The organism is Streptomyces sp. KL116D, assembly GCF_030766975.1.
GTDB classification, from domain to species: Bacteria; Actinomycetota; Actinomycetes; order Streptomycetales; family Streptomycetaceae; genus Streptomyces; species Streptomyces longispororuber_A.
Genome location: NZ_JASERH010000136.1, coordinates 905,935 through 921,628, shown reverse-complemented (window position 1 = coordinate 921,628; position 15,694 = coordinate 905,935). Strand labels below are relative to the sequence as shown.

At 72.3% G+C, this 15,694-nt stretch carries 16 protein-coding genes; 14 read left to right on the top strand and 2 right to left on the bottom strand.

Annotated elements, in window-relative coordinates; all coding sequences use genetic code 11:
* Window positions 1-68 precede the first annotated feature (68 nt).
* From RBJ77_RS52810 to RBJ77_RS52790, 5 genes are all read left to right on the top strand, one after another.
* Window positions 69-596 (top strand): winged helix-turn-helix transcriptional regulator, encoded by a 528-nt coding sequence (locus tag RBJ77_RS52810; RefSeq protein WP_372351494.1) that lies wholly within the window; start codon window positions 69-71, stop codon window positions 594-596.
* 43 nt (window positions 597-639) lie between these two features.
* Window positions 640-957 (top strand): DUF6412 domain-containing protein, encoded by a 318-nt coding sequence (locus RBJ77_RS52805; protein WP_372351493.1) that lies wholly within the window; start codon window positions 640-642, stop codon window positions 955-957.
* A 114-nt stretch (window positions 958-1,071) separates the two neighbouring features.
* Window positions 1,072-1,836, top strand: a complete 765-nt coding sequence (locus tag RBJ77_RS52800) for a YidC/Oxa1 family membrane protein insertase (RefSeq protein WP_372351492.1) — start codon at window positions 1,072-1,074, stop codon at window positions 1,834-1,836.
* Between the two features lie 165 nt (window positions 1,837-2,001).
* Window positions 2,002-2,859 (top strand): fumarylacetoacetate hydrolase family protein, encoded by an 858-nt coding sequence (locus tag RBJ77_RS52795; RefSeq protein WP_372351491.1) that lies wholly within the window; start codon window positions 2,002-2,004, stop codon window positions 2,857-2,859.
* Between the two features lie 295 nt (window positions 2,860-3,154).
* Window positions 3,155-4,534 (top strand): choice-of-anchor A family protein, encoded by a 1,380-nt coding sequence (locus tag RBJ77_RS52790; RefSeq protein ID WP_372351490.1) that lies wholly within the window; start codon window positions 3,155-3,157, stop codon window positions 4,532-4,534.
* Here the strand turns inward: RBJ77_RS52790 and RBJ77_RS52785 are convergent.
* Both RBJ77_RS52785 and RBJ77_RS52780 read right to left on the bottom strand, forming a co-directional pair.
* Complete coding sequence (locus tag RBJ77_RS52785) at window positions 4,518-5,000, bottom strand: heme-degrading domain-containing protein (RefSeq protein ID WP_372351489.1); 483 nt, start codon at window positions 4,998-5,000, stop codon at window positions 4,518-4,520. The genes RBJ77_RS52790 and RBJ77_RS52785 overlap by 17 nt on opposite strands.
* Entirely contained in the window at window positions 4,997-6,079 is a 1,083-nt protein-coding gene (locus RBJ77_RS52780; protein ID WP_372351488.1) for a Gfo/Idh/MocA family oxidoreductase, read from the bottom strand. The genes RBJ77_RS52785 and RBJ77_RS52780 overlap by 4 nt, the downstream gene beginning before the upstream one ends.
* Here RBJ77_RS52780 and RBJ77_RS52775 point away from each other — a divergent pair.
* The 9 genes from RBJ77_RS52775 (at window position 6,078) to RBJ77_RS52735 (ending at window position 15,685) form a co-directional block, all read left to right on the top strand.
* Window positions 6,078-7,304: an ROK family protein gene (locus tag RBJ77_RS52775; RefSeq protein ID WP_372351487.1), complete on the top strand. Its 1,227-nt coding sequence runs from the start codon at window positions 6,078-6,080 to the stop codon at window positions 7,302-7,304. The two genes, RBJ77_RS52780 and RBJ77_RS52775, sit on opposite strands and share 2 nt — an antisense overlap.
* 148 nt (window positions 7,305-7,452) lie before the next feature.
* Complete coding sequence (locus RBJ77_RS52770) at window positions 7,453-8,172, top strand: hypothetical protein (protein ID WP_372351486.1); 720 nt, start codon at window positions 7,453-7,455, stop codon at window positions 8,170-8,172.
* A gap of 102 nt (window positions 8,173-8,274) precedes the next feature.
* A complete protein-coding gene (locus RBJ77_RS52765; protein WP_372351485.1) occupies window positions 8,275-9,042 on the top strand; it encodes a GntR family transcriptional regulator in 768 nt (255 codons plus the stop codon).
* Window positions 9,043-9,224: 182 nt separating this feature from the next.
* Window positions 9,225-10,310, top strand: coding sequence for an ABC transporter ATP-binding protein (locus tag RBJ77_RS52760; protein WP_372351484.1), 1,086 nt, complete (start codon window positions 9,225-9,227; stop codon window positions 10,308-10,310).
* Window positions 10,303-11,175: a 2-aminoethylphosphonate ABC transporter permease subunit gene (locus tag RBJ77_RS52755; protein ID WP_372351483.1), complete on the top strand. Its 873-nt coding sequence runs from the start codon at window positions 10,303-10,305 to the stop codon at window positions 11,173-11,175. Before RBJ77_RS52760 ends, RBJ77_RS52755 begins: the two co-directional genes overlap by 8 nt.
* A gap of 92 nt (window positions 11,176-11,267) precedes the next feature.
* The gene (locus RBJ77_RS52750; RefSeq protein ID WP_372351482.1) at window positions 11,268-12,065 is read left to right on the top strand and encodes an ABC transporter permease; all 798 of its coding nucleotides are present in this window, start codon (window positions 11,268-11,270) and stop codon (window positions 12,063-12,065) included.
* A gap of 53 nt (window positions 12,066-12,118) precedes the next feature.
* Window positions 12,119-13,180: a 2-aminoethylphosphonate ABC transporter substrate-binding protein gene (locus RBJ77_RS52745; protein ID WP_372351481.1), complete on the top strand. Its 1,062-nt coding sequence runs from the start codon at window positions 12,119-12,121 to the stop codon at window positions 13,178-13,180.
* Between the two features lie 141 nt (window positions 13,181-13,321).
* Window positions 13,322-14,821: an alkaline phosphatase family protein gene (locus RBJ77_RS52740; RefSeq protein ID WP_372351480.1), complete on the top strand. Its 1,500-nt coding sequence runs from the start codon at window positions 13,322-13,324 to the stop codon at window positions 14,819-14,821.
* Window positions 14,822-14,905: 84 nt separating this feature from the next.
* Entirely contained in the window at window positions 14,906-15,685 is a 780-nt protein-coding gene (locus RBJ77_RS52735; RefSeq protein WP_255978011.1) for an HAD-IIA family hydrolase, read from the top strand.
* Window positions 15,686-15,694 lie beyond the last annotated feature (9 nt).

The window sequence follows — 15,694 nt, the reverse complement described above, 5'->3', positions numbered from 1 at the left end:
GACAGGACCGTAGCACGGTAGGTTCGGTCACTGAACCAAGAAGGGGGAAAGTGGCTACAGTGGGGGGCATGGCTCTCGGCAAGGACTACGCGACCCAGGAGTGCTCCATCGCCCGCGCGCTGGAGATCGTCGGCGAGCGCTGGACGCTCCTCGTCGTCCGCGACGCGCTCTACGGCGTGCGGCGCTACAACGACTTCCTCGTCCACCTGGGCATCCCGCGCGCCGTCCTCGCCGGCCGCCTCCAGGCGCTCACCGCCGCCGGGGTCCTGGAGAAGCAGCGCTACCAGGAGTCGCCGCCGCGCGACGAGTACGTCGTCACCGAGCGCGGCCGCGAGCTGTGGCCGGCGCTCCGGGCGCTCGGCGCGTGGGGGCGGGGCATTCCCGGGACCGCGCCGATGCGTGAGTTCCGGCACGTCACGTGCGGCTCCCCGCTCGGGATCGTGGGGGAGTGCACCGGCTGCGGAGGCCTTGTCCCGCTGGAGGAGGTCGAGATGCTGCCGGGCGAGGGACTCGACCCGGACCCCGCCGATCCGGTCAGTCGCGCGCTCCTCGAACCCCGGCGCCTGCTTCAGCCCGTGGTGACCGAGCCTGTATAACTGGCAGGAACACCCGAATCGGGCAGAAGGAGAGGAGGAGCCCATGACGCGCACGAGCAGCTGGTCCACGACCCTGCGCCCCGTCGCGCTGCTGCTGTTCCTCCTCGTCCAGGCCGTCCTCGTCGACACCGGCAGCCTCGCCGGGGCTGTCGCGCTCGCCGCGACCGCCGCCGCGGGCTCCGCGCTCGCCGTCTGCTCCCTGCTCGCCGCGCGCAGCGCGACCGCCGTGCCGCCGGCCCGAGTGCGCACCGCGATCCGCGACCGGGAGCAACGCACCGCGTTCCTCCCGCAGCGCGATCCCGACGCCAAGGGGCGCACCAGGCCCCGAGCACCGGGACGTCCCGTCCCGACGGCCTGCTGACCCACCCCTCCACGGGCGCTGGGCCCACGCAGTCCGTCACGCCGAAATCCCTTCCTCGCGCACGCCTGCCCGTGCGTCGATTCCGGCACGACGAGACCCCCGGAGGGCTCACCCATGTCGTCGTTCATGTCCGTCTTCGCCAGCCTGGTCGAGCATCTCGCCGACCTGCTCGACCCGCTGTTCCACGGCTCGGCGACCGCCGCCGCGATCATCCTGTTCACCGCGTTCGTACGGCTCCTCGTGCACCCGCTCTCCCGGGCCGGGGCGCGCGGCCAGCGCGAGCGGCTCAAGCTGCAGCCGCGCATCGCCGAGCTGCGCAAGAAGCACAGGAAGAACCCCGAGGCGCTGCAGAAGGCGATCATGGAACTGCACCGCGAGGAGAAGGTCTCCCCGCTCTCGGGCTGCCTGCCCATGCTGTTCCAGATGCCGGCGTTCTTCCTGCTCTACCACCTGTTCTCCAGCCGCAGCATCGGCGGCGAGCCCAACGCCCTGCTCGGCCACACCCTCGGCTCCGCCGAACTCGGCGGACGCTTCACCGACGCGCTCGCGCACGGCGGGCCCTTCGGGGCGCAGGGCCTCGTGTACGTGGTGCTGTTCGCGCTCGTCGCCGCCGTCGCCACCTTCAACTACCGGCGGACCAAGCAGCAGATGGCACTGTCCGCCGCGCAGTCGGCCGGCAGCGACCAGCAGGTGCCCGGCATGGCGGCGATGAGCAAGTTCATGCCGCTCATGTCGTTCATGACGCTGTTCTCGGTGGCCGTGGTGCCGCTCGCCGCCGCGCTGTACGTCGTCACGTCGACGACCTGGAGCGCGATCGAGCGGGCCGTGCTCTACCGGGACATGCCGGCCGGGGCCGCTGCGGCCGCGCCCGTCCTGTAGCGGAGTTCCGGGGCGGCGGGGCGTCGGGTCGCCGGGTCGCCGGGTCCAGTCCGTGAACGGGGTATTGCGGACTGGACGCCGAACTTGGAGGATCGACCAGACCTCCGATGGCTTAGGCCGCACCTGGCCATGGAGGCTTCTCCTAGTTCAGAGGGAGTTACCCCAATGAAGCTGCTGCGAGTCGGTCCCGCCGGAGCCGAGCGCCCTGCGCTCCTCGACGCCGAAGGGACCCTGCGCGACCTGTCGGACCTGGTCGCGGACATCGACGGGGCGCTGCTCGCGGACGATGCCGCGCTGAGCCGGATCCGGGAGGCCGCCGCCTCCGGCGACCTGCCCGCCCTTGACGGGGCGGGCCTGCGCATCGGACCGCCGGTCGGCCGCATCGGCAAGGTCGTGTGCATCGGCCTGAACTACCACGACCACGCCAGGGAGACCGGCGCCGAGCCGCCCGCCGAGCCCGTCGTCTTCTTCAAGGCCGCCGACACGGTGGTCGGGCCGCACGACACGGTGCTCGTGCCGCGCCGCTCGACCAAGACCGACTGGGAGGTGGAGCTGGCCGTGGTGATCGGACGTACGGCCCGCTACGTCGAGTCCCAGGAGGCCGCGCTCGCGTGTGTGGCCGGGTACGCGGTGGCGCACGACGTGTCCGAGCGCGAGTTCCAGATCGAGCGCGGCGGCACGTGGGACAAGGGCAAGAACTGCGAGACGTTCAACCCGCTCGGGCCGTGGCTGGTGACCGCGGACGAGGTGCCCGATCCGCAGGCGCTCGGCCTCAAGCTGTGGGTGAACGGGGAACTGAAGCAGGACGGCTCCACCGCCGACCAGATCTTCTCCGTGGCGGAAGTGGTGCGCTACGTGAGCCAGTTCATGACGCTGTACCCGGGTGACGTCATCAACACGGGGACGCCGGCGGGGGTGGCGATGGGGAGGCCTGAGCCCAAGCCGTATCTGCGGTCGGGGGACGTGGTGGAGCTGGAGATCGAGGGGTTGGGGCGGCAGAGGCAGGACCTCAAAGACGCGTAAGCGCTCCGCTGGGGGTGGGGGTTTGATCGCCGTCGGGCGTGGGGGTTGTTTGTAGGTGCGGGGCGGTGGGGGCTGGTCGCGCCGTTCCCCGCGCCCCTTGGCGCCGTTGTGTGTGGCGTTCGGGGGTGGGTGCGGGTTTGTTGTGGTTGCTCGCGCCGTTCCCCGCGCCCCTTTGGGGCGACGCTGTGGGCGCCCCCGTTCGGGGGCGCCCTGTGCGTGTCTGTGGGGGGATCCGGCGGGGTGTTCCGATAGTGCGTATATGGGAGAAATGTGCGCACTGCTTCGTTCCGCTCGGGTGTCCGTCGGTGTCGCTTCGGCCGCTCTGGTCGTCGTGGGTGTCGTGGCGGGGACCGCGTTCGCCGATCCGTTGCCCGGAGGGCTCGGGCCGTGTCTCGGGAGCAACTGCCCGGATCCCTTTCCGGACCCGCACAACGGGCCCCTGGCCGGCCGGGACAACAACATCAACATCTTCGTGGGCGGCGACATGGCCGTCCGCCGGTCCGCCGCCGAGGCCGAGGGCAAGGTCGTCATCCTCGGGGACTACGACCAGGACAAGGACCCCGGCGTCTCGCAGATCTACAACGTCGGCGTCGCCGGCGTCGGCTCGCGCGTGCCGCCGGACGACGGCACGGACTTCCTGACCGCCGGCGGCAACGTCACCATCGACGCCGGCGAGCGGCTCGCCGTCGAGGACGCCAGCGCCAGCGGCGTCGTGCGGTACGGCGGCACGCTCGACGGCTCCGTGGAGACGCGGACCGCCGCCGACCCCGACGCGGTCGCGCCCTACTCGGCACTGCGCGGGCAGCTCACCGACGCCAGCCACTGCTACGCGTACGTGGACGGCGCCCACCGCACCCCCACCGGCACCGCCGTCAACGACGGCAGCACCACCGTCTTCACCGGCGACGGCACCTCACCGATCCAGATCTTCGACGTCGACTTCGACATGGTCAGCACGACCGGCGGGCAGGCCGGCTTCCGGTTCGACGGCATCCCGGCCGGGGCCACCGTCCTCGTGAACGTCTACGGGGACGCGCGGGAGATCAACTCGTACGAGGCGATGCTCCCGGCCGACCTGCGCGACCGGCTGCTGTGGAACTTCCCGGACGCGACGGACGTGACGCTGAGCGGCACCACGCAGTTCTCCGGCAGCGCCCTGATCGGCAACCCCGCCAGTACGGCGCTGGTGACCATGTCCGGCTTCAACGGACGCTTCTACACGGCCGGTTCCCTCACCCACGCGTCGGATCCGCTGGGCGGCGGGGGGCAGGAGATCCACGCCTACCCGTTCGTCGGAGACCTGCCGACGTGTGACGACGCCAGTCCCACCCCCACGCCGACGCCCACGCCGACGCCCACCCCCACGCCCACTCCGACGAGTCCCAGCCCGACGCCGACCTCACCGAGCCCCACCCCGGAGCCCTCGGGCAGCACCGAGCCGCCCACCCCCTCGCCCTCCGACAGCACGCCGGGCACGACCGGCGGCGGTGGGGACGGGGGAGTGAGCGGCGGCGGTTCGGGCGGTGGCACGGGTGGTGGCGGTGAACTCGCCGAGACCGGTGGCTCCTCCGAGGGAGCCGCGGTGCTCGGCGGGATCGCCGCGGTCACCGTCGCCGCGGGCGCGGCGACCGTCCTCGCGGTGCGCAGGCAGCGGGGCGTCAGCCCTCGCCGATGAAGCGCTCCAGCGCCTCCACGACCAGCGCGTGGTCCTCGACCTGGGGGAGACCGGAGACCACCACGACGCCGACGACCCCGGCACCGCGCACGGTGACCGGGAAGGCGCCGCCGTGGGCCGCGTACACGTCGGGGTCGAGGCGGGAGGAGTCCTCGAACGTCGTGCCCTTGGCGCGGAAACGGCTGCCGACCAGGTACGAGGAGGCGTGATAGCGCTCCACCACGCGGCGCTTGCGGGCGATCCACGCGTCGTTGTCCGGGGTCGACCCGGGCAGCGCCGCGTGGAACAGCTGCTGGCCGCCGCGCGTGATGTCGATCGCGACCGGCGCCCGCCGCTCGCGGGACAGCTCGACCAGGAGCGTGCCGAGGCGCCAGGCGTCGTCGTGCGTGAAGGAGGCGAGGGTCAGGCGGCGTTCCTGGTCCTCCAGGGCGGGGATGTCGGGGGCGGCCTTCGGCTCCGTGCTCACAGGGTCACCGTCACACCGTCGCGGGCCGAGCGGCGGGCCGCCTCCAGGACGTCGAGCGCGGCGGCGGCCTGGGTGGCCGGCACCGGGTTCGGGGCGCCGTCGCGCAGGGCGGCGGCCACGGCCGCGTAGTACGCGGGGTAGTCGCCGTCGACCGTCGCGAGCGGGCGGCCGCCGCCGGTCAGCGGGGACTCGCCGGAGCCGACGCGGCCCCACATCGACTCGCCCTCCACGCCCCACGGCTCGCCCGCGGCCGGGCGCTTGCCGTCGCGCAGCGCCGCCTCCTGCGGGTCGAGGCCGTACTTGACGTAGCCCGCCTGCGAGCCGAGGACGCGGAAGCGCGGGCCGAGCTGGGCCGTGGTCGCGGAGACGTACAGGTGCGAGCGGACCCCGTTCGCGTGGGTGATCGCGATGAACGTGTCGTCGTCGGCCCCGGCGCCCGGGCGGCGCACGTCCGACTCGGCGTACACGGAGGCGGCGGGGCCGAACAGGACCAGGGCCTGGTCGACGACGTGGCTGCCGAGGTCGTAGAGGAGACCGCCGATCTCCTCCGGGTTCCCGGACTCGCGCCAGCCGCCCTTGGGCTGCGGGCGCCACCGCTCGAAGCGCGACTCGAAGCGCCACACGTCGCCCAGCTCGCCGTCGGCCAGGAGCTTGTGGAGGGTCAGGAAGTCGTTGTCCCAGCGGCGGTTCTGGAAGACCGACAGCAGCAGACCGCGCTCGTCGGCGAGGGCCGCGAGCTCCCGGGCCTCGGCCGCCGTGCCCGCCACCGGCTTGTCGACGACCACCGGCAGACCGGCCTTGAGGGCCGCCGTGGCGATCGGCACGTGCGTCTTGTTCGGCGACGCGATGACGATCAGGTCGAGCTCGTCCGCCCGCTGCCAGAGCTCGTCGGGCGAGGCGGCGAAGCGCAGGGCGTCGCCGTGCTCGGCGCGGGCCTGGGCCTGCCGCTCCGGGTTCGAGGTGACCACCGTGTCCAGGGCCAGGCCCTCGGTCGCGGCGATCAGCGGGGCGTGGAAGACGGAGCCTGCCAGGCCGTAGCCGACCAGGCCCACACGGAGGGGAGCACTCGTACCAGTCATGCCTCCACTTAAGCAACGGTGTTGCCAAAGTGCAAGCGGGAGGGACAATGGGCCGGTGAACAGCCACGTCCCGCCCGCCAGGACCACCGCGGGCTTCAACCTCTCCGCCCTGCGCGGCCACAACGCCGCGCTCGTGCTCGACCTGCTGCGCACCGCGGGCGAGGCCGGGATCAGCCGTCTGGAGCTCGCCGAGCGCACGGGTCTCACCCCGCAGGCCGTCAGCAAGATCACCGGCCGGCTGCGCGGCGACGGGCTCGTCGTCGAGGCCGGCCGCCGGGCCTCCACCGGCGGCAAGCCCCGCACCGTGCTGCGCCTGGTCGCCGGGGCCGGGCACGCGGTCGGCCTGCACCTGGACCGGGACGAGCTGCGCACCGTGCTGACCGATCTGACCGGCGCCGTCGTCGCGTCCCGGCGCGCCCCGCTCGACCTGGGCGCGGGCGCCGACACCGTGCTCGCGGCCGCCGCCCGCGAGGTCGACGCGCTGCTCGGCGACGGCGAGGGCGGCGCCTCCGTGCTCGGCGCCGGCGTCGCCGTGCCGGGGCCGCTCGACCACACCGACGGAGTGCTGCACCGGGTCACCGGCTTCCCGCAGTGGGACGGCTTCCCGCTGCGCGACGCCCTCGCCGAGCGGCTCGGCCTGCCGGTCGTCGTCGACAAGGACACCAACGCGGCGGCCCTCGGACTCGCCCTCGACGGCGCCGCGGGCGACGGCGAGCGCTCCTTCGCCTACCTCCACCTGGGCACCGGGCTGGGCGCCGGACTCGTCCTGGGCGGCGCCCTGTACCGCGGTGCGCGCACCGGTGCGGGCGAGTTCGGCCACCAGGTCATCCAGCTGGACGGCCCCGCCTGCGACTGCGGCAACCGCGGCTGCATCGAGGCGCTCTGCCTCGCCGCGGTCGCCGCCGGCACCGAACGCGGGACCGACGAGGCGGCGCGCGTGCTCGGCGAGGGTGCGGGGAACCTGGTGGGGCTGCTCGACATCGACGCCGTGCTGCTCGGCGGCCGTACGGTGTCCGCCGCCGAGGAGCGGTTCGTGCGCGGGGTGGGCCGGGTGCTGGACGCGCGGGCGCGGCGCGGCGGGGGCGGCCGGGTGATACCGGTGCGGGCCGCGCCGGGCGGCGCCACGCTCGTCGTCGAAGGGGCCGCGCAGCTGATCCTGGCGCCGCTGTTCGGGCGCGGGGACGCCGCCCTGCCCGCCAACCGGAACCGGGCGAAAGTTATCTGATTGAGCGTTTTTTCCGCGGCCATCGGGCCGTACGGGGGGCGTGGCGTGCCGGTCGGGCCGCGGGCGGGTGGCAGATTCCTCGGCCACCACCGCCGACGCCCGCGGGACCGTGGTCGTCGGCCGACTCCGCGACCAGCAAGGGCCCTTCATGCGACTGCGCCGAACGCTCGCCCTCGGCATCACCGCGACCGCCGTCACCCTCGCCGGCGCGGCCCCCGTCCCCGCCGCGCACCGCGCGTCCGCCTGCCAAGTCGCCCCGGGCAGCCCCGACTTCCCGATCGGCGCCCGGATCCACCCGGGCCGGGACGCGTACCGGGCGGGCGGCGGCCACCAGAACTGGTCGCTGGAGCTGACCAACACGACCGACGAGACCTGCGGCGACATCCACCCGGTGGTCGTCCTCGTCGACCGGCGGCGGACGCTGCGGCCCGCGCAGATCCGGCTGGAGTTCTTCGACGGCACGCGCTGGCGGCCGGTGTCCTTCGAGCGGACCGACCAGGACGAGAACGTGGGCGTCCTCGACGACGGCTTCCGCGGCTTCTCGGCCGCTCCCGGCCAGACGCTCACCGTCAAGACGCGGCTCGCGTTCACCTCGGCCGCCCGCCCCGGCCACGTCGTCGCGACCGCCGCCGTCGTGCAGCGCAGGGCCGACGACGGCGACTGGGTGGGGGAGTCCAACGACTACCCGTTCGACATCGCGGGCAGCGAGGACGAGACCGGCGACGGCACGCTCCCGGGCCTGCGGGACGAGCTCGCGAAGACGGGCCCCGACGCCCTGCGCGGCCTGGGCGCCGCCGCCTGCGGCCTCCTCCTGTGCGGCGCGGCCCTGGTGGCGGCCTCCCGGCGGCTTCGGCCCGGGAGGCGCTGAGACCGGGCGCCGCGCCCCGGACTCCGGACTTCGGACTTCGGACTCCGGACTTCAGAAGGGGACGGGAAAAGCCTGTTCACCGGCGTCTGCGACCATCCCTGCGTGGACTACCCGAACGACCAGGCCCCCGGCGCCCCCGTGCGCGACGGCATCCCCGAGCACGGCCGCATCCCGAAGTACTACGCGGTGAAGGCCCAACTCGGTTCTCTCATCGGCGAGTTGGCGGAGGGCGAGACGCTGCCGACCGAGCGCGACCTCGCCGTGCGGTACGCGGTGTCGCGGGAGACCGTCCGCCAGGCGCTGCGCGAGCTGCTGCTCGAAGGGCGGCTGAAGCGGCAGGGCCGGGGCACCGTCGCCGCGGGCCCCAAGCTGGAGCAGCCGCTGTCCCTCGCCTCGTACACCGAGGGCGTGCGTCGCCAGGGCCGCAGGCCCGGCCGTAACCTGATCGGCCTCGACCGCTTCCCGTGCCCGCCCGCGCTCGCCGCCGAGATCGGCCTGGAGCGCGGCGAGCCGGTCTGGCACATGGAGCGCGTGCTGCTCGCGGACGACGAGCGGGTCGGCCTGGAGTCCACCTACGTCGCGGTCGAGCGGATGCCGCGCCTCGACGCCGACTTCGACCCGGACTCGTCCTTCTACTCGTACGTCCACGAACGCCTCGGGATCGACTTCGGCTCGGCCGACGAGCGCATCGAGACCGTGCTCGCGACGCCGCGCGAGGCGCTGCTCATCGGCACCCCGCCCGCCCTGCCGATGCTGCTGATCCACCGCGTCTCGTACGACACGGCGGGCCGGCCGACCGAGCGGGTGCGGACGCTTTACCGGGGGGACCGGTTCTCGTTCACCACGCGTTTGGGCGGCGACGGGCGTTAACCGGGCCTCCCTGCCTGCCAGTTGACCACGACCGACATCCGTCGATAACGGAAGCGTAACGGGTCTAGGCCAACCTTGGGTGCGCGTTCACCGTCCCGTTGCCGTCCGGACCGGTACGGGACACCCGTCCCGAGGAGCGTGGTCGCCGTGAGAGAAACGGAACGCAGGGGAGTTGAGGGCTGATGGCGGAACGGAGCAGCGGCATCCGGTTCGACCGGGTGTCCGTCGCGTACGGCGGGGGAGGCGCCCGCACCGTGGCACTCGACTCCCTCGACCTGACCGTCGAGCCGGGCGAGGTGATGGCCCTCCTCGGCCCGTCCGGATCCGGCAAGACCACCGCCCTGCGCGCGGTCGCCGGATTCGTCCGGCCCACGTCCGGGCGCGTCCTCATCGGGGAGCGCGACGTCACCGACCTGCCGCCGCACCAGCGCGGCATCGGCATGGTCGTGCAGCAGTACGCGCTCTTCCCGCACATGCGGGTCGAGGACAACGTCGCCTTCGGGATGAAGGCCCAGAAGGTCCCCAAGGGCGAGATACCCGGCCGGGTCGCCGAGGCCCTCGAACTGACCGGCATGGCCGCCTACGCCAAGCGCTACCCGCGCGAGCTCTCCGGCGGCCAGCAGCAGCGCGTCGCGATCGCCCGCGCCCTCGCCATCCGGCCGGGCGTGCTCCTCCTCGACGAGCCGCTGTCCGCGCTCGACGCGCAGCTGCGCTCCGGCATGCTCGCCGAACTGGCCCGCCTGCACCGCGAGCTGCCCGACGTCTCCATGCTCTACGTCACCCACGACCAGGTCGAGGCGCTGACCCTGGCCGACCGGATCACCGTCATGGACCGGGCCCGGCTCCAGGACGTCGGCACACCGCAGGAGCTGTACCGCAGGCCGCGCACCGAGTTCACGGCGTCGTTCGTCGGCAACGCCAACCTCCTTCCGGTGACGGTGGGTTCGGGCGAGAAGGGCACGGTCTCCTTCGGGCAGGCCGAGCTGACGGTGCCCGCGCAGGGCGTCGCGGCCGGGGCCACCGCCACGCTGTGCGTCCGCCCGCACCTGGTCGGGCTCGGCGACGGACCCAACTCGCTCACCGGCGAGGTCGCCGAGGTCCAGTGGCGCGGCTCGACCCACCGCCTGTACGTCGACGTGGACGGGCACCGGGTCAAGGCCGACCTCCGCGAACTGCGCGAGCCGCCCGCCCTGGGGGAGCGGGTGACCGTGCACTTCGCGCCGGAGGACGCGGTGCTGCTCGCCGCGGGGGTGGCCGAGGATGGCTAGCACCACGCTGACCGCACCGGTCGAGACGACCACGAAGCCCCGTACGAGGACGGCGAGTCGGGTGTGGGCGCTGCCGCCCGTCGCCGCCCTCGCGGTGGTCTTCCTCTACCCCCTCTACCTCGTCGTCGAGCAGTCGCTGCGCCCCGACACCGGCGGCACCTCGCTCCAGCCGTACGCCGACGTGTTCGCCTCGTCCGCGTTCCGGGAGGCGCTCGGCACGACGGTGTGGCTCGCGGTCGGCTCGACGGCCGGCTGCCTCGTCCTCGGGTTCGTGCTCGCGCTGGTCATCGCGTTCGTGCCGTTCCCCGGCGGGAAGGCCGTCGCCAAGTTCATCGACGTGTTCCTCTCCTTCCCTTCGTTCCTCATCACGCTGGCGCTGCTGTTCGTCTACGGGCAGGTCGGCATGGCCAACGGGCTGTGGACGGACGTCACCGGCGCGGCGAGCGGGCCCTTCCAGTTCCTCGCCACGCCCTGGGGCGTGCTCCTCGCCGAGATCACGTACTTCACACCGTTCGTGATGCGGCCGCTGCTCGCCGCGTTCTCGCAGGTGGACACGGCCCAGCTGGAGGTCGCCTCGTCGCTGGGGGCGCGGCCCGCGCGGATCGTGCGGCAGGTGATCCTGCCCGAGGCGCTGCCCGCGCTGGCCGCCGGCGGCTCGCTGGTCCTCGTCCTGTGCCTCAACGAGTTCGGGATCGTGCTCTTCACCGGCGCCAAGGGCGTCACGACGCTGCCGATGCTCGTGTACGGCAAGGCGATCCTGGAGTCGGACTACCCCGGCGCGTGCGTCGTCGCCGTGGTCAACGTGGCGATCTCCGTGGGGCTCTACGGGCTGTACCGGGTGGTGAGCCGCCGTGTGGGCGCCTGAACCGACACCGGGCGCGCCCCGCGGCGCAGCCGCTGACCGACACTGCCCCGCGCCCCCGAGGGGCGCGTCGTTCCACCGGGAGGCGGATCCTCGTGCTGGTGCATAGCAAGACGGGCAAGTGGGCCACCTGGGTCGTCTTCTTCGTCCTCTTCCTGCCCCTGTTCGCCCTGCCCCTCCTCGTCATCCTCGCCGCGTCGTTCGCCACGAACTGGTCCGGGGCCCTGCCCTCCGGGTTCACCGCGGCCCACTACACCGCGGCCACCAGCGGCGACTCGCTCTCCGCCCTCACCACCAGCCTCGTCACGGCCGTCACCGCGAGCGTGCTCGCGCTGGTCGTGGGCGGCTGGGCCGCGCTGGCGGCCGCGTCCCTGAAGAAGACCGGGCGGCGCCTGATGGACGCGCTGTTCGTCCTGCCCGTCGCCGTGCCGTCCGTGGTCGTCGGACTCGCCGTGCTCGTCGCGTTCAGCAAGCCGCCGATGCTGCTCAACGGCACCCGCTGGATCGTCATCATCGCGCACACGATTCTTGTCGCCGCGTTCGCCTACCAGTCGGTTTCGGCCGCCATCGTGCGTCTCGACCCGGCGTACGAACAGGCCGCGGCGTCGCTCGGCGCCCGGCCCTCGTACGTCCTGTGGAAGGTGAAGCTGCCGCTGCTGCTGCCGTCGTTGAACGCGGCCGCCGGGCTCTGCTTCGCGCTCTCCATGGGCGAGTTGAGCGCCACGATGATGCTCTACCCGCCGGACTGGATGCCGCTGCCGGTGCAGATCTACGCGATCACCGACCGCGGTTCGCTGTTCACCGGATCCGCGATCGCCGTGGTCCTGATGGCCGCCACGCTGCTGGTGCTGCTCGCCGTGTCGCGGGTCCGCACCAAGGCCTCGTACCGATAAGCCTCCGCATCTACCGCTCAACGGCCCTGATCCCGCTAGGAGTTCACCTCGCCATGCGCAGAAGCACGCTCACTCCGATCGCCGCCACCGTCGGCAGCCTCGCCCTCGCCGCGTCCCTGACCGCCTGCGGCGGCAGCTCCGCCGCCTCCGACGAGAAGGTCGTCACCGTCTACAGCGCCGACGGCCTCAAGGGCGAGAACGGCGACGGCTGGTACGACAAGGTCTTCAAGGACTTCACCGCGAAGACCGGCATCAAGGTCAAGTACGTGGAGGGCGGTTCCGGCGAGATGGTGCAGCGCGCCGTCCGCGAGAAGTCCAACACGCAGGCCGACGTCATCGTCACCCTGCCCCCGTTCATCCAGCAGGCCGACGGCAAGGGCCTGCTGGCGAAGTACGCGCCCGAGGGCGCCGACCAGGTCGACGGCGCCGACAAGGCGGCCGACGGCACCTGGACCTCCGTCGTGAACAACTACTTCGGCTTCATCTACAACAAGAAGGAACTGAAGACGGCTCCGCAGACCTGGGAAGAACTGCTCGACGGGAAGTACAAGAACAAGCTCCAGTACTCCACCCCCGGCGTGGCCGGCGACGGCACGGCCGTGGTCGTCAAGGCCATGCACGACTTCGGCGGCAAGCAGCCCGCCATGGACTACCTGAAGAAGCTCCAGGCCAACAACGTCGGCCCGTCCGCCTCCACCGGCAAGCTCGGCCCCAAGGTCGACAAGGGCGAACTCCTCGTCGCCAACGGCGACGTGCAGATGAGCTTCGCCCAGTCCAAGGACATGCCGAACCTCGGCATCTGGTTCCCGAAGAAGGCCGGCGGCAAGCCCACCTCCTTCGCCCTCCCGTACGCGGCCGGGCTGGTGCGGAACGCCCCGCACACCGCCAACGGCAAGAAGCTCCTCGACTTCATGCTCGCCACCGAGCAGCAGCAGGAGGTCAGCTCGATCGGCGGCGGCTTCGCGGCCCGCGGCGACGTCAAGGCCACCGACGCGAACGCCATCTCGCTCGCCAAGATCATGGACGGCGTCGAGATCACCGAGCCGGACTGGAACGACATCGACAAGAACCTCCAGACGTACGTGGAGGACTGGAAGTCGGCCACCGGCAGCTGACGACAGCTGAGTCCATCGGGCGGTGACGAATGTCCATGGCCATTCGTCGGCGCGTCACCAAAAGATAACGGGTCTGGTCCAACACTCCGATGGAATCGGGGTGTTGGACCGTTCCGTGCCCCCACACCTCCGGAGGACCGCATGTCGCGCAGCACGTCCGGCGTCTCCCGCCGCTCGCTCCTCATAGGCTCCGCCACCGCCGCACTCGCCCTCGCCGTCCCCACCACCGCGTCCGCCGCCGCCAGGACCCCCAAGGTCCTGGTCATCGGCCTCGACGGCACCCTCCTCAGCAGAATCAAGGACGCCGACGCGCCCCGCCTCAAGGCCCTGATGGCGGCCGGCCTCACCGCGCCCAGCCCGATCTACGCCAACCCGATGGCGCCCACCATGTCGGGCCCCGGCTGGTCGACGCTGATCACGGGCGTGTGGCCGGACAAGCACAACGTGAAGGACAACAACTTCACCGGCCACAAGTTCGCCCAGTACCCGGACTTCCTCACCCGCGTCGAGACCGCGAAGCCGAACCTGTCGACGTACGCCGTCTCCTCCTGGGCCCCCATCACGGACACCGTCTTCTCCTCGAAGGTCGACACCCGCGTCTCCACCCCGAGCGCCGAGTACGACACCGGCACCACCAGCCGCGCCGTCGACCGGCTCAGGAGCGCCGATCCCGACGCCGTCTTCGTCCAGCTCGACAACGTCGACCACGCCGGCCACTCCTACGGTGCCGCCAGCCGGCAGTACCTGGACGCCATCCACGGCGTCGACGGCCAGGTCGGGCAGCTGGTCGACGCCCTCACGTCCCGCGCCACGTACGGCACCGAGGACTGGCTGATCCTGATCACCGCCGACCACGGGCACACCGACGCCGGCGGCCACGGCGGCTCCAGCTGGCCCGAGCGGCAGACGTTCCTGATCGCCGTGGGCGGCACCGCCGCGGCCGGCTCCACCCGGTACGACGTGCGGATGCCGGACGTCGCCGCCTCCGCCCTCGCCCACCTCGGCGTCGCCATCGACCCGGCGTGGGGCCTCGACGGCCGCCCGATCCAGCAGCCGACGCCCGACGACTTCGACACCCTGCGCGCCCAGCTCACCGGCCCGGTCGACGAGACCGGCGTCGGCGCGGGCGTCATCGGCTTCACCCACACCCCGCCCAGCGGCTGGTCCGTCGACAACACGGCGATGGGCACCGGCGGCGTCACCGAGTGGCGCGGCTGGTCGTTCACGACCGACGAGTTCTGGACCAGGGCGGCCCCCGACCAGCAGCGCGAGTCCAACGTCCGCGCCCGGAACGTGTTCGCGGTCGCCGACGGCGACGAATGGTCCGACAAGACCGTGTCAGGGACCTTCGACTCGACCCTCGTCAGCCCCGACTTCCCGGTCACCGGCGGCAGCCCGGCCACCCTCACGTACACGACCTTCTACCGCCAGGAGTCCCCGCAGAAGGGCGAGGTCCTCGTCTCCTACGACGGCGGCACCCCGGTCACCGTGAAGACGTACACGGCCGACGTGCCCTCCCGCACCGAGACCGTGACCCTGTCCGTGCCCAGCGGAGTGACCAGGGCGAAGGTGCGTTTCCGGTACACCGGCGGCAACAACTGGTTCTGGACGATCGACGGGGTCAAGATCAGCCGGTCCTGACTAAGGTGTGGGGCGTCGGCACAGCGTTGTCCCGGCGCCCCGTACAGCTCAGTAGTGACACCGCGGACCGCAGGAGAGCACCCCATGGCAGAGCGCAAGCCCATCGATTCGTGGCTCACCGACATGGACGGCGTGCTCATCCACGAAGGCGTGCCGATCCCCGGCGCCGACGCGTTCATCAAGAAGCTCCGCGAGTCCGGCAAGCCGTTCCTGGTGCTGACGAACAACTCGATCTACACCGCCCGTGACCTCCAGGCCCGCCTCACCCGGATGGGCCTGGAGGTTCCCGTCGGCAACATCTGGACGTCGGCCCTGGCCACCGCCAAGTTCCTGGACGCCCAGCGCCCCGGCGGCACCGCCTACGTCATCGGCGAGGCCGGACTGACCACGGCCCTGCACGACATCGGCTACGTGCTCACCGACCACGACCCCGACTACGTCGTCCTCGGCGAGACCCGCACCTACTCCTTCGAGGCCATGACCAAGGCCGTCCGGCTCATCAACGGCGGCGCCCGGTTCATCTGCACCAACCCCGACGAGACCGGCCCCTCCACCGAGGGCCCGCTGCCCGCCACCGGCGCCGTCGCCGCGCTGATCACCAAGGCCACCGGCAAGCAGCCGTACTTCGCGGGCAAGCCGAACCCGCTGATGATGCGCACCGGCCTGAACGCCATCGGGGCGCACTCCGAGTCCAGCGCCATGATCGGCGACCGGATGGACACCGACGTGCTGGCGGGCCTGGAGGCGGGCATGCAGACGTTCCTCGTGCGCACCGGGCTGACCAGCGACGCCGACATCAAGAAGTACCCGTTCACGCCCTCGCACGTCGTCGACTCCATCGCCGACCTCGTCGATCTGGTCTGACACCGGTCT